The 14939-nt window shown below is 61.5% G+C and carries 15 protein-coding genes; 13 read left to right on the top strand and 2 right to left on the bottom strand.

The features are described 5' to 3' along the window. The first annotated feature begins 104 nt into the window (after nt 1-104). The 8 genes from ACSBQQ_RS00555 to mlaA are packed head-to-tail and all read left to right on the top strand — an operon-like array spanning nt 105 to nt 6546. Nucleotides 105-842, top strand: a complete 738-nt coding sequence (locus ACSBQQ_RS00555; protein WP_004936270.1) for a heme ABC transporter permease — start codon at nt 105-107, stop codon at nt 840-842. Next, a complete protein-coding gene (ccmD, locus tag ACSBQQ_RS00560) occupies nt 839-1075 on the top strand; it encodes a heme exporter protein CcmD (RefSeq protein WP_039564913.1) in 237 nt (78 codons plus the stop codon). The genes ACSBQQ_RS00555 and ccmD overlap by 4 nt, the downstream gene beginning before the upstream one ends. Next, on the top strand, nt 1072-1566 hold the full coding sequence (gene ccmE, locus ACSBQQ_RS00565; RefSeq protein ID WP_004936264.1) for a cytochrome c maturation protein CcmE: 495 nt from the start codon (nt 1072-1074) through the stop codon (nt 1564-1566). Before ccmD ends, ccmE begins: the two co-directional genes overlap by 4 nt. Continuing rightward, a complete protein-coding gene (locus ACSBQQ_RS00570) occupies nt 1563-3533 on the top strand; it encodes a heme lyase CcmF/NrfE family subunit (RefSeq protein WP_039564915.1) in 1971 nt (656 codons plus the stop codon). Before ccmE ends, ACSBQQ_RS00570 begins: the two co-directional genes overlap by 4 nt. Continuing rightward, a complete protein-coding gene (locus ACSBQQ_RS00575; protein WP_039564917.1) occupies nt 3530-4081 on the top strand; it encodes a DsbE family thiol:disulfide interchange protein in 552 nt (183 codons plus the stop codon). Before ACSBQQ_RS00570 ends, ACSBQQ_RS00575 begins: the two co-directional genes overlap by 4 nt. Further along, nucleotides 4078-4545 carry a cytochrome c-type biogenesis protein gene (locus ACSBQQ_RS00580; protein WP_033635396.1) on the top strand — a complete coding sequence of 156 codons (468 nt, stop codon included), beginning with the start codon at nt 4078-4080 and terminating at the stop codon, nt 4543-4545. Before ACSBQQ_RS00575 ends, ACSBQQ_RS00580 begins: the two co-directional genes overlap by 4 nt. Continuing rightward, complete coding sequence (gene ccmI / locus ACSBQQ_RS00585) at nt 4545-5759, top strand: c-type cytochrome biogenesis protein CcmI (RefSeq protein WP_043147776.1); 1215 nt, start codon at nt 4545-4547, stop codon at nt 5757-5759. The genes ACSBQQ_RS00580 and ccmI overlap by 1 nt, the downstream gene beginning before the upstream one ends. 28 nt (nt 5760-5787) lie before the next feature. Continuing rightward, complete coding sequence (gene mlaA / locus ACSBQQ_RS00590) at nt 5788-6546, top strand: phospholipid-binding lipoprotein MlaA (RefSeq protein ID WP_033635394.1); 759 nt, start codon at nt 5788-5790, stop codon at nt 6544-6546. A 117-nt stretch (nt 6547-6663) separates the two neighbouring features. Here the strand turns inward: mlaA and fadL are convergent, their stop codons facing one another. Beyond that, a complete protein-coding gene (gene fadL / locus ACSBQQ_RS00595) occupies nt 6664-7986 on the bottom strand; it encodes a long-chain fatty acid transporter FadL (protein ID WP_033648086.1) in 1323 nt (440 codons plus the stop codon). A gap of 405 nt (nt 7987-8391) precedes the next feature. On the opposite strand from fadL, the gene ACSBQQ_RS00600 reads away from it, so the two are divergent. From ACSBQQ_RS00600 to sixA, 4 genes are all read left to right on the top strand, one after another. After that, entirely contained in the window at nt 8392-8688 is a 297-nt protein-coding gene (locus tag ACSBQQ_RS00600; RefSeq protein WP_072145088.1) for a YfcZ/YiiS family protein, read from the top strand. A 196-nt stretch (nt 8689-8884) separates the two neighbouring features. Then, nucleotides 8885-10195, top strand: a complete 1311-nt coding sequence (gene fadI, locus ACSBQQ_RS00605) for an acetyl-CoA C-acyltransferase FadI (RefSeq protein ID WP_033648085.1) — start codon at nt 8885-8887, stop codon at nt 10193-10195. After that, a complete protein-coding gene (gene fadJ, locus ACSBQQ_RS00610) occupies nt 10195-12360 on the top strand; it encodes a fatty acid oxidation complex subunit alpha FadJ (protein WP_033648084.1) in 2166 nt (721 codons plus the stop codon). The genes fadI and fadJ overlap by 1 nt, the downstream gene beginning before the upstream one ends. Before the next feature lie 388 nt (nt 12361-12748). Next, nucleotides 12749-13231, top strand: a complete 483-nt coding sequence (gene sixA / locus ACSBQQ_RS00615; protein WP_004936230.1) for a phosphohistidine phosphatase SixA — start codon at nt 12749-12751, stop codon at nt 13229-13231. Between the two features lie 71 nt (nt 13232-13302). On the opposite strand, the gene smrB is transcribed toward sixA, so the two are convergent. Beyond that, a complete protein-coding gene (smrB, locus tag ACSBQQ_RS00620) occupies nt 13303-13833 on the bottom strand; it encodes an endonuclease SmrB (RefSeq protein ID WP_033635388.1) in 531 nt (176 codons plus the stop codon). A 170-nt stretch (nt 13834-14003) separates the two neighbouring features. Between smrB and prmB the strand changes: the two genes are divergently transcribed. Then, the gene (prmB, locus tag ACSBQQ_RS00625; protein WP_033648158.1) at nt 14004-14936 is read left to right on the top strand and encodes a 50S ribosomal protein L3 N(5)-glutamine methyltransferase; all 933 of its coding nucleotides are present in this window, start codon (nt 14004-14006) and stop codon (nt 14934-14936) included. Nucleotides 14937-14939 lie beyond the last annotated feature (3 nt).

Below are 14939 nucleotides of genomic sequence, written 5' to 3' on the forward strand. Positions count from 1 at the left end.
AACAGACGGGCAAGGCCGACAAGAGCGTACCCCGCAGAAGATTTTCGCCGTTTCGAACCCTCGGGGCGGCCGACGCATAAAAATTACCGTGAGCACTGACGACAATGTGGAAATGGTTACATCAACTGGCGCGGCCTGAACGGCTGTATCACGTCTGCGGCCGCTTTATCCCCTGGCTGGGGCTGGCGGCGGCGGCCTGCCTGCTGCTTGGCTGGGCATGGGGCTTTGGTTTCGCGCCGAAGGATTATCAGCAGGGCGACAGCTTCCGCATCATTTATATTCACGTGCCGGCGGCCATGTGGTCGATGGGTATCTACGCCTCGATGGCGGTGGCGGCGTTTATCGGCCTGGTGTGGCAGATGAAAATGTCCGATACCGTGGTGGCGGCGATGGCGCCGATCGGCGCGGTGTTCACCTTTATCGCGCTGGTGACCGGCTCCGCCTGGGGCAAGCCGATGTGGGGCACCTGGTGGGTGTGGGATGCGCGTCTGACCTCCGAGCTGGTGCTGCTGTTCCTTTATATGGGCGTCATCGCGCTGTACAACGCCTTTGAAGACCGCCGCCTGGCGGGCCGCGCCGCCGGGATTCTGGTGCTGGTGGGCGTGGTGAATATCCCGATCATCCATTTCTCGGTCGAATGGTGGAATACGCTGCATCAGGGCTCGACCAACATGCAGCAGTCCATCGCGCCCAGTATGCGCACCCCGCTGCGCTGGGCGATCCTCGGCTACCTGCTGCTGTTCGTCACGCTGACGCTGATGCGCCTGCGCAATCTGATCCTGTTCCAGGAGCGCCAGCGCCCGTGGGTCGCCGGGCTGGTGAATAAGGAGCGTCAGTCATGAATGCCGCATTCGATTCCTGGTCGGCGTTTTTCGCCATGGGCGGTTACGCCTTCTATGTTTGGCTGGCGGTCGCCGCCACGGTGATTTCGCTGTTGGGGCTGGTGGCGCACACCGTCTGGCAACGGCGGCAGTTGCTCGCCGAGATCGGCCGCCGTCAGGCGCGCGAGCGGCGCATTCGCCATGCGCAACAATCAAAACAAAAATCCGCCGCACCGCGGGAGAAATCATTGTGAATCCACGTCGTAAAAGCCGCCTTTATCTGGCGATCGTTGTGCTGATCGGCATCGCGCTGACCGCGACCCTGATGCTGTACGCGCTGCGCTCCAACATCGATCTGTTCTATACCCCGGGTGAGATCCTGCAGGGCAAGGGCGAAAATCATGAGAAGCCCGAGGTCGGCCAGCGGCTGCGCATCGGCGGCATGGTGATGCCGGGCTCGGTGAAACGCGATCCCAATACGCTGCAGGTCAGCTTCAAGATTTACGACGCGCGCGGCGCGATCGGCGTGACCTACACCGGCATTCTGCCGGACCTGTTCCGCGAAGGGCAGGGCGTGGTGGCGCAGGGCGTGCTGGGTGAGGGCAACGTGGTCAATGCGCGCGAAGTGCTGGCCAAACACGATGAAAAATACACGCCGCCGGAAGTGGCCGACGCGATGAAAGAGAACCACAAAGGCCCGGCGGAAGCGTATAACGCGCCGCAGGCGGAGGGCGCCAAGTCATGATGCCGGAACTGGGCAGTTTTCTGCTGTGCCTGGCGCTGGCGATTGCGCTGCTGCTGAGCATTTACCCGCAGTGGGGCGCGGCGCGGCAAGACAGCCGCATGATGGCGGTCGCCCGCCCGCTGACCTACGGCATGTTCGCCGCGATTGCGCTGGCGTTCCTGTGCCTGGTGCACGCCTTCGTGGTCAACGATTTTACCGTCGCCTACGTGGCCACCAACTCCAATACCCAACTACCGGTGTATTACCGCATCGCCGCCACCTGGGGGGCGCATGAGGGGTCGCTGCTGCTGTGGGTGCTGCTGCTGAGCTGTTGGTCGCTGGCGGTGGCGTTGTGCAGCCGGGCGATGCCGCAGGATGCGGTGGCGCGGGTGCTGTCGGTGATGGGGATGATCACCGCCGGTTTCCTGCTGTTCATTATCATGACCTCCAACCCGTTCACCCGCACGCTGCCGAATTTCCCGATCGACGGCAGCGATCTCAACCCGCTGCTGCAGGATATCGGCCTGATCTTCCACCCGCCGCTGCTGTATATGGGCTACGTCGGCTTCTCGGTCGCCTTTGCGTTCGCCATCGCCTCGCTGATGGCCGGCCGGCTCGACACCGCCTGGGCACGCTGGTCACGCCCGTGGACCACCGCGGCCTGGGTGTTCCTCACGCTGGGCATCGTGCTCGGATCGGCCTGGGCTTACTATGAGCTGGGCTGGGGCGGCTGGTGGTTCTGGGATCCGGTGGAGAACGCCTCCTTTATGCCGTGGTTGGCCGGCACCGCGCTGATGCATTCGCTGGCGGTGACCGAGAAACGCGGCACGTTCAAAGCCTGGACGGTGTTGCTGGCGATCACCGCCTTCTCGCTGTGCCTGCTGGGCACCTTCCTGGTGCGTTCCGGCGTGCTGGTCTCGGTGCACTCCTTCGCCTCCGATCCGGCGCGCGGCATGTTTATCCTCGCCTATCTGGTGATCGTGATCGGCGGTTCGCTGCTGCTGTACGCGGTCAAGGGCGGCCAGGTGCGCAGCCGGGTGCAGCACGAGACCTTCTCGCGCGAGACCTTCCTGCTGGGCAACAACGTGCTGCTGATCGCCGCCATGCTGGTGGTGCTGTTGGGCACGCTGCTGCCGTTGGTGCACAAACAGCTGGGGCTGGGCAGCATCTCGATCGGCGAGCCGTTCTTCAACACCATGTTCACCTGGCTGATGGCGCCGTTGGCGCTGCTGTTGGGCATCGGGCCTCTGGTGCGCTGGCGCCGCGATGAGCCGAGCAAGCTGTGGCGCCGCCTCGGCGTGGCGCTGTTGGCGACGCTGGTGCTGTCAATCCTGCTGCCGTGGCTGCTGCAGGACAGCATCGCCGGCATGACGGTGGTGGGCCTGATCATGGCGCTGTGGGTGATCATCCTGACGCTGATGGAGCTGCATGAGCGCGCTACCCACCGTCACGGTTTCTGGCGCGGCCTGCGCCAGCTGTCCCGCAGCCACTGGGGCATGGTGCTCGGCCACCTCGGCGTGGCGGTGACGGTGATCGGCATCGCCTTCAGCCAGAACTACAGCGTGGAGCGCGACGTGCGGATGAAGGCCGGCGACAGCGTGGATATTCACAACTATCACTTCGTGTTCCGCGACGTGCACGACATTCGCGGCCCGAACTACAGCGGCGGCGTCGGCATCATCGACGTCACGCGCAACGGCAAGCCGGAGGCGACGCTGCACGCGGAGAAACGCTACTACAGCGTGGCGCGCAGCATGATGACCGAAGCGGCGATCGACGGCGGTTTCAGCCGCGATCTGTACGCGGCGCTGGGCGAGGAGCTGGAGGACGGCTCCTGGGCGGTACGCCTGTATTACAAACCCTTCGTGCGCTGGATTTGGTTCGGCGGCGTCTTTATGGCGATCGGCGGCCTGCTGTGCATCCTCGACCCGCGTTACCGCATGAGCAAAAAACTCAAGCGCGAAGGCAAGCTGGAGGCGCAACCATGAATCGTAAACTGCTGTTTATCCCGTTGGTCCTCTTCCTGCTGCTGGTGGCGGCGCTGATGGTGCAGCTGACGCGCAACGCCGGCGGCGAAGATCCGACCATGCTGGAATCGGCGCTGATCGGCAAACCGGTGCCGTCCTTCAGGCTGGAATCGCTGGATCAGCCCGGCAAAACCTACGATCAGGCGGTGCTGCGCGACGGCAAGCCGATCTTGCTCAACGTCTGGGCCACCTGGTGCCCGACCTGCCGCGCGGAACACCAGTATCTCAATACGCTGGCGGCGCGCGGCGTGCGGGTGGTTGGCCTGAACTATAAAGACGATCGCGCCAAGGCGGTGACCTGGCTGAATTCCCTCGGCAATCCCTATGCCCTCAGCCTGTACGACGGCGACGGCATGCTGGGGTTGGATCTCGGGGTCTACGGCGCGCCTGAGACCTTCCTTATCGACGGACAGGGGATTATTCGTTACCGCCACGCCGGCGACATGAACGAGCGCGTTTGGCAGCAGGAAGTGCTGCCGCTGTATAAAAAGTACGGGGGTGAGGCATGAGGCTGATTGTCCTGCTGTGCGCCGCGCTGCTGAGCTGGAGCGCCGCTGCGGCGATCGATACCTATCGCTTCAACTCCGTCGAGCAGGAGCAGCAGTATCGCGAGTTGACCGAACAGCTGCGCTGCCCGAAATGTCAAAACAACAGCATTGCCGATTCCAACGCCATCATCGCCGCCGACATGCGCACTAAGGTGTACGAGCTGATGATGCAGGGGCAAAGCAAGCAGCAGATCATTGATTACATGGTGGCGCGCTACGGCAATTTCGTCACCTACGAGCCGCCGGTAACGCCGGCGACGTTGATCTTGTGGATCGGCCCGCTGCTGTTCGTGCTGATCGGCGGGGCGGTGGTGATCCTGCGCGCCCGGCGCCGGCCTGGCGCGGCGGTGGACGATGCATTCTCCGAACGGGAACGGCAGCGCCTGGCGGCGCTGTTGCAAGAGACTGACAGGAAGAAACCCTAATGGCTTTTTGGCTGATTATTTGCGTGTTGCTGGCCGGCGCCGTCGCGTTGCTGGTGGTGCCGGCAATGCGCCACGGCAAGCAGAGCGCCGCCACGCGCGATGCGTTGAACAAGGCTTTTTATCAGGATCGTCTCAGCGAGCTGGAGCAGGACGAGCAGCAGGGCGTGGTGGCCGAGCGCCCGGAGCTGGTGAAAGAGCTGCAACAGAACCTGTTGAACGACATCCCGGCCGAGCAAGCGGCGCAGGCGAAACCGATCAATCGTTGGGCGCTGGTGCCGGGCGTGCTGTTATTGCTGGCGGTGACCGTTGGCTTTTATCTGAAAACCGGCGGATTGGCGCAGGTGCTGGACTGGCGTCTGGTGCAGGCGCAAATGCCGGAATTGCGCGAGCGCGTCGCCAATGAGCGCGCCAAACCGCTGAGCATGGAAGAGATCGCCCGCCTCGGGCTGGGGCTGCGCACCGCGCTGCAGCAGGACGATCGCAACATCAACGACTGGATGATGCTGGGGCGCGTCGGCATGGCGTTGAACAACGCCACCACCGCCACGCAGGCGTTTGCCCATGCTTATCAATTGGATCCGAATAGTCTGGAAGTGCGGCTCGGCTATGCCGAGGTCTTGACGCGCTCCAACGATCCGGAGGATAACAAGCAGGCGACGCAGCTGCTGCGGCGCATGATCGCGGAAAACCACGGCGATCCGCGGGTGCTGAGCCTGTTGGCGTTCAATGCCTTCGAACAGGGCGATTTCAAGCAGGCGATCGGTGCCTGGCAGGTGATGCTGCAACTGCTGCCGGCCAACGATCCGCGCGCGGAAGTGATAAAGCGCAGCATTGCACAAGCAAAAGCCCAGGCAGGCGGAGAAAATGTTAAACTGAATGTGACCGTTTCGCTGTCACCGCAGGCGGCGAAAGCCTTGCCGGCGCAGGGGACGCTGGTCATTTCGGTCACTGACGGCGTTAGCCCGGTGCCGGTGGCGGTAAAACAATTGCCGCTGAGCCGTTTTCCGCTGTCTTTCTCACTGGATGACGGCAACGCCATGATGCCCGAGCGTCTGCTCTCGGCGCAGCATCAGGTGCAGGTGCGTGTGCGCCTCTCACAGGACGGATTGGCCACGCCGCAGCCGGGGGATTGGTTCGGCGAAAGCTCGCTGCAGACATTCAGCGGTAAAGAGCAGGTTAGCGTTCAGATAAACAAGCAGGTCACTGAAAAATAAGACCGAACGTGTTTTTATGGAGAAAAATATGAACTTTCGCCTGACTGGGGTGGCATTCGCAACGGTATTACTGGTGGGCTGTGCCAGCGCGCCAGACAACGATCCGCAAGGGCGTTCCGATCCTCTGGAAGGATTCAACCGGACGATGTTCGACTTCAACTACAACGTCCTGGATCCCTATATCCTGCGTCCGGTCGCGGTGGCCTGGCGTGACTACGTGCCGATGCCGGCGCGTAACGGCATCAGCAACTTTACCTCCAACCTGGAAGAGCCGGCCAGCATGGTCAACGCCTTCCTCAAGGGCGACCCTTACCGCGGGATGATTCACTTCAACCGCTTCTTCCTGAACACCCTGCTCGGGATGGGCGGCCTGATCGACGTTGCCGGCATGGCCAACCCGAAACTGGCGCGCGAAGAGCCGAACCGCTTCGGCAGCACGTTGGGGCATTACGATGTAGGTTATGGCCCGTACGTGATGCTGCCGGGCTACGGCAGCTTCACCCTGCGTGAAGACGGCGGCGACTTTGCGGATACGCTGTATCCGATGCTGAGCTACCTCACCTTCTGGATGTCGGCGGGCAAATGGGTGGTCGAGGGGATCGAAACCCGCGCCCAGCTGCTGGATTCCGACGGCCTGCTGCGCAACTCCTCCGATCCTTACATCATGGTGCGCGAAGCTTACTTCCAGCGCCACGATTTCATCGCCAACGGCGGCTCGCTCAAGCCGGAAGAGAACCCGAACGCCAAGGCGATTCAGGGCGAACTGGACGAGATCGACTCGCAGTAATCACGGGCGTCACGCCAATGAAAAACCCGCCGGCAGGCGGGTTTTTTATGCCGGCAGCACGCGGCAGGCAAAGAAAAAGCGCCCCGCGGGGCGCTTTGGCATCCATCTCAGGCGAGATTAGAAGCGGTAGTTGAAGTTGGCGCCGTACAGCCAGGCTTTACCTTCAGAGTTGAAGGTGTAAGGGCCTTCTTTGATGGTGACTTTCTGGCCGTGCATGTAGGAAACGCCGACGTCGACCGACGCGTCTTTGTTGAACGCATAGGTAGTACCGGCACTCAGCCAGAAACGGTCCTGATCCGGAATGGAAATCGAACGGTTCTGTGCCGGCACTGGGCTGTCATCGAAGGCGATACCGGTACGGAAGGTCCAGTTGTCGTCGTAGAAGTAGGTGGTACCCAGCGCGATGCGGTAAGCGTCTTTGAAGCCTTCATGCTTCTCGAACAGCGTTTGGCCGTTGTTGCCGGTGGCTCTCAGCTCCTGGAACTGGCTCCAACTGGTGTAGGCCAGGCTGTAGTGGATGGCCCACTGCGGCGCCACTTTGTTGTAACCGGACAGCTCCCACATTTCCGGCAGGTGCAGGCTCAGAGAACCCGGAATGGTGTTGCCGTTGGTGCCCCACGGAAGACCTTGAGAGGCCAGCAGCGGGTTGAAGGCTGAAGGCAGGCTGCTCTTGTAGTCGCCGTCGAAGTCGATTTTCACTTCAGAGCGGTAGGTGAGGCCGTAACGGTTGTTTTCATCCACTTCGTACAGAATACCGGCGTTCCAACCGAAGCCCCATTCGTCGCCTTTCAGGTGCGAAATCTGGGTATCTGCCGGGATCTGCGAAACAGGGCCGGCTAGCTGCGGCGGTAATTGGCCTGAACCGGCGATGAGCTTCGGCAGTTCACCGGCGTAACGTTCCAGTTTGGCTTTGGCGTACACCGCATCGAAGCCCAGACCGAAGCTGAAGTGTTGATTCAGACGATATGCGCCGCTGAGGTTCAGGTTGAGGGTGGTCAGATCGGTCTTGCCGCCGTAAGCGCCGGCGGTATAGCCGTCGTTGAATTCTGTCGCCAGACCGTAGTTGCTGGTGACCGAGCCGCCTACGGCGAACTGATCGTTAATCGGGTGAACATAATGCAGGTTCGGCACCCAGGCGGTCGGCGCGATGTTTTTCGAATCCAAACTGGCGCCGGAAGGGGATTGACCGGTAATGTCAACGTCCGGGTCGATGAAGACCGCGCCGAAAGAAAGTTCCGGGCGGGTATACATCATCAGCAACGCCGGGTTGCGGCTTGCGGAGGCCGCCGTATCCGCCATGGCGCCTTCGCCAGAATACGAACGTCCTAAACCAGCTGATGAGAACTCATTCAGCTGGAATCCTGCGGCAGACACGTTTGAAGAGATAATTGCCACTGCAGCTGCGAGAGCTGATTTAGTCAATAGGTTTTTCTGGCTCATGACCAAAACCTCATTATGTGTTTATTATTTAAACTATTGTTACACGAGGTAACAAGGAGCGCGGGATTGTAGGGTCCGTTATCGTTCAGACAAATCAGACCAGTGGCTGAAGTATAGGTCTGACCTGTGAAAATGTTGCAAGTTTGTTTTTGAAATATTTCCAACCTGATATCAAAAAAGAGATCTGCTTAACAAAACGTCAGCGGTAAATAACAAAATTCTTACCATTTCTTAGCAGGCGCTCATTTTTATTTGTGATTTCCATCACTTAAAACACCCATTAAAAGTAAGTGCTAGTGATTGCCTGCGTGGAAGCGTAAAATACCTGCAGAATTTTGTGGCTTTGTGCCGGTGAGTAAAACGGCAATTTGGGCTGATAACCGAGGCCTTTGAGGAGAACCAATCATGTCAGATGCAATTAATAAATGCAGCGCCCAGGAAACCGCCGCGTGTTGCTGTGTGGATGTCGGCACCGTGATGGATAACACCGATTGCACCGCGTCCTACAGCCAGGTGTTCAGCAATCAACAAGATGCGGAGGCGATGCTGGCCGCCCTGAGCGAAAAGGCGCGCGCGGTAGAATCCGACCCTTGTGACATCAGCAGTAGCATTAAACCGGTTGACGGCGGCGTACAGTTGGAGGCCGATTTCACCTTCGCCTGCCAGGCGGAAACCCTGATCTTCCAGCTCGGCCTGCGTTAATCCCCGCTTTACCCCCGGAGCCGCCTGCCGCGCGCCGGGGATTGCTCTCCCCACATCGCCCCCGATAGAAAGTGCGCCTGCTCGCAGTTTTGATCTCTGCCGGTTTGCCAAATGTAACCGTTTGGTTAACAATGACCTCATCAGGTCAGACCTCTTTCTGCCCATTGCGCTGACGTTATTTTCTTCAGGAGCATTTATGAGTAAGGCACTGCCGTTGGTGACCCGTCATGGTGACCGCATTGCGATTGTGAATGGACTGCGTACCCCCTTTGCCAAACAGGCGACTGCCTATCACGGCATTCCGGCGGTGGATTTAGGGAAAACGGCGGTGAGCGAGCTGTTGGCGCGCAGCGGCATCGATCCGCAGCTTATCGAACAACTGGTGTTCGGCCAGGTGGTGCAAATGCCCGAGGCGCCGAACATCGCGCGTGAAATCGTGCTCGGCACCGGCATGAGCGTCCATACCGACGCCTACAGCGTGTCGCGCGCCTGCGCCACCAGCTTCCAGGCGATCGCCAACGTGGCGGAGAGCATCATGGCCGGCAGCATCAGCGTTGGCATCGCCGGCGGGGCGGATTCTTCTTCCGTCTTGCCGATCGGCGTCAGCAAGGCGCTGGCGCGCACGCTGGTGGACGTCAACAAGGCGCGCACGCTGTCGCAGCGCCTCAAACTGTTCAGCCGGCTGAAATTCCGCGATCTGATGCCGGTGCCGCCGGCGGTGGCGGAGTATTCCACCGGCCTGCGCATGGGCGATACCGCCGAGCAGATGGCGAAGAGCCACGGCATCACCCGTGAAGCGCAGGATGCGCTGGCGCACCGTTCCCACGAGCTGGCGGCCAAGGCCTGGCGGGAAGGGTGGCTGCGCGACGAGGTGATGACCGCCTATGTGCCGCCTTACCGCGCGCAGCTTTCTGAAGACAACAACATCCGTAAAGATTCCAGCCTGGCTTCCTACGCCAAGCTGAAGCCGGCGTTCGATCGCAAGCATGGCAGCGTCACCGCGGCCAACAGCACGCCGCTGACCGACGGCGCGGCGGCGGTGCTGATGATGAGCGAATCGCGCGCCAAAGAGCTGGGGCTGCAGCCGCTGGGCTATTTGCGCAGCTTCGCCTTCGCCGCCATCGACGTGTGGGAAGACATGCTGCTGGGGCCTTCCTACGCTACGCCGCTGGCGCTGGATCGCGCCGGCATCGGTCTGGCCGATCTGACGCTCATCGACATGCATGAAGCCTTCGCCGCGCAAACGCTGGCCAACCTGAAGATGTTCGCCAGCGAAGAGTTCGCCCGTGAGAAGCTTGGCCGCAGCCAGGCGATCGGCGAGGTGGACATGGACAAATTCAACGTCCTGGGCGGTTCCATCGCCTATGGCCACCCGTTCGCCGCCACCGGCGCGCGCATGATCATCCAGACGCTGCATGAGCTGAAACGCCGCGGCGGCGGGCTGGGCCTGACCACCGCCTGCGCCGCCGGCGGGTTAGGGGCCGCGATGATCGTGGAGGTGGAATGATGAGCTTCGAAAACGCATTGCATGAACAGCGCGCCAAACCGTCGGCCTTTCAGCTGACGATTCGCCCCGACAACATCGGCGTGATCACCATCGACGTGCCGGGCGACAAGGTGAACACGCTCAAGGCCGAGTTCGTCGAACAGGTCAACGACGTGCTGATCCGGGCGCAGCAGCATACCGCGCTGGAAGGGCTGGTGATCGTTTCCGGCAAGCCGGACTCGTTTATCGCAGGCGCCGACATCACTATGATTGCCGCCTGCACCAGCGCCAAAGAGGCGGAAACGCTGGCCAGGAAAGGGCAGAGCACGCTGGCGCAGATCGCCGCGTTCCCGGTGCCGGTAGTGGCGGCCATTCACGGCGCCTGCCTGGGCGGCGGCCTGGAGCTGGCGCTGGCCTGCCATGGCCGCGTCTGTTCGCTGGATGACAAAACCGCGCTCGGGCTGCCGGAAGTGCAGTTGGGCCTGCTGCCGGGCTCCGGCGGCACGCAGCGCCTGCCGCGCCTGGTCGGCGCCGCCAAGGCGCTGGACATGATCCTGACCGGCAAGCACATTCGCGCCCGCCAGGCGCTGCGCATGGGGTTGGTGGACGACGCCGTGCCGCAGTCGATTCTGTTGCAGACCGCCATCGAGCGGGTGAAGCAGGGCTGGAAGCATCAGCGCGAGCTACCGTGGCAGGATCGCCTGCTCAACGGCCCGCTGGGCAGAAGTCTGCTGTTCAGCATCGTGCGCAAGAAAACGTTGGCGAAAACCCACGGCAACTACCCGGCGGCGGAGCGCATCATTCAGGTGGTGCGCACCGGGCTGGATCACGGCAGCGCCAGCGGCTATGAGGCCGAAGCACGCGCCTTTGGCGAGCTGGCGATGACGCCGCAGTCGGCGGCGCTGCGCAGCCTGTTCTTCGCTTCCACCGCGCTGAAAAAGGAGCGGGGCGGCAATGCCCAGCCGCACGCCCTGCATCGCGTCGGCATTCTCGGCGGCGGCCTGATGGGCGGCGGCATCGCCTGCGTCACCGCCACCCGCGGCGGATTGCCGGTTCGCATCAAAGACATCAATGAAACCGGTATCAACCATGCGCTGAAATACAGCTGGGACGTGCTCGGCAAGCGGGTGCGCCGCAAGCGCATGCGCCCGGCGGAACGGCAAAAGCAGATGATGCTGATCTCCGGCTCTACCGATTACACTGGCTTTGAACAGGTGGATATCGTGGTCGAGGCGGTGTTCGAAGATCTGGCGCTGAAGCAGCAGATGGTGGCCGAGGTAGAAGCCAACTGCGCGCCGCATACCGTGTTCGCCTCCAATACTTCCTCGCTGCCTATCGGCCGCATCGCCGAAAAGGCCCAGCGGCCGCAGCAGGTGATCGGCCTGCACTACTTCAGCCCGGTGGACAAGATGCCGCTGGTGGAAGTGATCCCGCATGCCGGCACCAGCGAAGAGACCATCGCCACCACCGTGGCGCTGGCGCACAAGCAGGGCAAAACCGCCATCGTGGTGGGCGACAGCGCCGGTTTTTATGTCAACCGCATCCTGGCGCCGTACATCAACGAAGCGGCGTGCTGCCTGCTGGAAGGCGAGCCGATTGAGTCGCTGGACAAGGCGCTGGTGGACTTCGGTTTCCCGGTCGGCCCGATCACCCTGCTGGATGAAGTGGGCATCGACGTCGGCACCAAGATCATTCCCGTGCTGGTCGAGGCGCTGGGGCCGCGCTTCGCCGCGCCTGCCGCGTTCGATGCGGTGCTGAAAGACGGGCGCAAAGGGCGCAAGAACGGCCGCGGTTTCTATCTCTACCCGAGCGAAGGGCAGCAGCGGCAGCGGCGCAAACGTGCGGATACCTCATTGTATACGCTGCTCGGCGTCACGCCGAAGGCGCACATGCTGCCGGCGAGCGTCGCTCAGCGCTGCGTGATGATGATGCTGAACGAAGCGGCACGCTGCCTGGACGAAGGCGTGATCCGCAGCGCGCGCGACGGCGACATCGGCGCGGTGTTCGGCATCGGCTTCCCGCCGTTCCTCGGCGGCCCGTTCCGCTATATGGACGAGCTTGGCGCCGAGAAAGTGGTGAAGACGCTGGACTACCTGCGTCAGCAGCACGGCGAGCATTTCGCCCCGTGCGAACGCCTGCAGCGCATGGCGCAGCAGGGCGAGCGCTTTTACCCGCTGGGGAGCTGAACGCAGGGCGGCCCGATTTGCACTATAGTTGCAACAGGGGCGCGTTGTGATCGCCATCACTCCTTGCGACAGCGTCAGCCGGTGAGGCTGTACAGCGAGGCTGCGGCAGCGGTAAGTTAGCTTGACCGCCATCAATAAATTTCATGGCGGAAAGGTTAAAATTTAACCCGTTGAATTGATTGTTCTGTGAGCAATCGAGGTTTGCCCGGGGAGGATTGCTGTAAAAAACAGCGTTTTCTTTAGGCAAACTTTCAGGCAAAATGCCCGGCCGCCATAAAGAGACGGCGCGTTATCGTTTTAAAGCTTTGGCTTTGGGTTGTAAAACTCGGCGGTACAGCACGCACGGCGTTTCTGTATAGCGTTACTTTGTCAACAACAGCGGTGCAATATGCAAGTTTTGATTATGCGTCACGGAGAGGCGGCGCTCGAGGCAGCCAGCGATGCGGTAAGGCCCCTTACCCTGTGCGGCCGCGACGAGTCCCGTCAGATGGCGGCCTGGTTGAACACCAAGTCTGTGGATATTGAACGCGTGCTGGTCAGCCCCTATCTGCGGGCCGAACAGACGCTGGCGACGGTGCGTGAAGCCTTGACGCTACCGGAGGGCGAAGAAGTGCTGCCCGAGCTGACGCCGGGCGGCAACGCCGAACAGGTCGGCAGCTATCTGCAGGCGCTGGCGATGCAAGGGGTGAGCTCGGTGCTGATCGTGTCGCACCTGCCGCTGGTGGGCTATCTGGTGGCCGAACTGTGCCCGGGCGAGTGCCCGCCGATGTTCGCGACCTCGGCGATTGCCAACGTCGATCTGCCGGCGGACGGCAGCTACGGCAAGTTTGAATGGCAGGTCAGCCCGTCGCAGGTGATGGCCAAAGTGTGAACCGCGGATGCGGTGCGGAATAAACTCAGGGCGATGTCTGACATCGCCCTGAGTCGTTTCTGCGGCGGGGGCTACTCGGCCAGCTCCACCAACAGCAGGATGGCGGCGTTGCCGCCCCATTCCTTCGGCGCCTGATGAAACGCCAGCACGTCGGGATGCTGCGCCAGCCACAGGGGCGTTTGCTGTTTGAGAATGTGCTTGCCGTGCCCGTGCATCACGCAGGCGCAGTGCACGTGTTCGCGTTTGCAGGCGGCGATCAGCGCCCCCAGCTCCTGCTTGGCCTGCAGCTGGGTCAGGCCGTGCAAATCGAGAAACAGCTCCGGCGAGTAATCGCCGCGTCGCAGCTTCTTCAGCTCATACGGGCTGCTGCCGGGGCGCACGTAGCGCGTCGGGCCTTCTTCTTCCAGCTGCGGCTGGTATTCATCTGAAAAATAATAGCTGGCATCGACCTGCTCCTGCAGCAGCCGCTGCGGGGCAATCTGTTTGACCTTGGGCTTCGGCGGGCGGTGGACGATGGTGTCCTGGCGCAGCTTTTTCGCGCCCGCCACCGACTCTCTGAAGAGCTGTTGTTCGTCTTGGCTCAGAGGGGGCTTGTTCTTCATGCTTCATTCACCGGAAATCGTTTATTTCGCTAGTTTACCTTGTGAATGAGCGCTGTCGACGCAAAACTCGGGCCAGAGTGAAAAGCGCGAGGGGCAAGCGTGATTTGTCGCGGGCTTCATGGCAAACTATGCGGCTAAATCATGAAACACAGCGCCTGCCGGAGGGCAAATTGGACAAAATTTTCGTCGACGAAGCAGTGAACGAACTGCACACCATTCAAGATATGCTGCGCTGGACGGTAAGCCGCTTCAACGCCGCCAATATCTATTATGGTCACGGAACCGATAATCCGTGGGACGAAGCGGTGCAATTGGTGCTGCCAAGCCTGTTCCTGCCGTTGGACATTCCGGAGGACATGCACACCGCCCGTCTGACCTCCAGCGAGCGCCATCGCATCGTTGAGCGCGTGATCCGCCGCGTCAACGAGCGCATCCCGGTCGCCTACCTGACCAACAAGGCCTGGTTCTGCGGCATGGAATTCTACGTCGACGAGCGCGTGCTGGTGCCGCGTTCGCCGATCGGCGAGCTGATCAACGATCGCTTCAGCGCGCTGATCCCACACCCGCCACGCCATATCCTCGACATGTGCACCGGCAGCGGCTGTATCGCCATCGCCTGCGGCTACGCTTTCCCGGAGGCGGAAGTGGACGCGGTGGACATCTCCAGCGAGGTGCTGGCGGTGACCGAGCGCAACATTCAGGCGCACGGCGTCGAACACCAGGTGATCCCGATCCGTTCCGATCTGTTCCGCGACGTTCCCGCGATCCAATACGATCTGATCGTCACCAACCCACCGTACGTCGATGCGGAAGACATGTCCGATCTGCCGCAGGAGTTCCGCTTTGAGCCGGAGCTGGGCCTGGCGGCGGGCAGCGACGGCCTGAAGCTGGTGCGCCGCATCCTGGCCTGCGCGCCGGACTACCTGACCGACGACGGCGTGCTGATTTGTGAAGTGGGTAACAGCATGGTACACCTGATGGATCAATATCCGGACATTCCGTTCACCTGGCTGGAGTTCGAAAACGGCGGTGACGGCGTGTTCATGCTGACCAAACAGCAGCTGGTGGATTGCAAGGAACACTTCAGCCTCTACCGCAGCTAAACC

This window comes from Serratia sp. G204Y (genome assembly GCF_051172435.1).
GTDB lineage: Bacteria > Pseudomonadota > Gammaproteobacteria > Enterobacterales > Enterobacteriaceae > Serratia > Serratia sarumanii.

What these genes read in the sequence shown, in the direction of transcription:
- smrB (WP_033635388.1), bottom strand. Translation starts at nt 13,833, where the DNA reads ATGAAGAACAAGCCCCCTCTGAGCCAAGACGAACAACAGCTCTTCAGA.
- ACSBQQ_RS00570 (WP_039564915.1), top strand. Translation starts at nt 1,563, where the DNA reads ATGATGCCGGAACTGGGCAGTTTTCTGCTGTGCCTGGCGCTGGCGATT.
- ACSBQQ_RS00580 (WP_033635396.1), top strand. Translation starts at nt 4,078, where the DNA reads ATGAGGCTGATTGTCCTGCTGTGCGCCGCGCTGCTGAGCTGGAGCGCC.
- sixA (WP_004936230.1), top strand. Translation starts at nt 12,749, where the DNA reads ATGCAAGTTTTGATTATGCGTCACGGAGAGGCGGCGCTCGAGGCAGCC.
- fadI (WP_033648085.1), top strand. Translation starts at nt 8,885, where the DNA reads ATGAGTAAGGCACTGCCGTTGGTGACCCGTCATGGTGACCGCATTGCG.
- fadJ (WP_033648084.1), top strand. Translation starts at nt 10,195, where the DNA reads ATGAGCTTCGAAAACGCATTGCATGAACAGCGCGCCAAACCGTCGGCC.
- ccmD (WP_039564913.1), top strand. Translation starts at nt 839, where the DNA reads ATGAATGCCGCATTCGATTCCTGGTCGGCGTTTTTCGCCATGGGCGGT.
- ACSBQQ_RS00575 (WP_039564917.1), top strand. Translation starts at nt 3,530, where the DNA reads ATGAATCGTAAACTGCTGTTTATCCCGTTGGTCCTCTTCCTGCTGCTG.
- ACSBQQ_RS00555 (WP_004936270.1), top strand. Translation starts at nt 105, where the DNA reads ATGTGGAAATGGTTACATCAACTGGCGCGGCCTGAACGGCTGTATCAC.
- ACSBQQ_RS00600 (WP_072145088.1), top strand. Translation starts at nt 8,392, where the DNA reads ATGTCAGATGCAATTAATAAATGCAGCGCCCAGGAAACCGCCGCGTGT.
- mlaA (WP_033635394.1), top strand. Translation starts at nt 5,788, where the DNA reads ATGAACTTTCGCCTGACTGGGGTGGCATTCGCAACGGTATTACTGGTG.
- ccmI (WP_043147776.1), top strand. Translation starts at nt 4,545, where the DNA reads ATGGCTTTTTGGCTGATTATTTGCGTGTTGCTGGCCGGCGCCGTCGCG.
- fadL (WP_033648086.1), bottom strand. Translation starts at nt 7,986, where the DNA reads ATGAGCCAGAAAAACCTATTGACTAAATCAGCTCTCGCAGCTGCAGTG.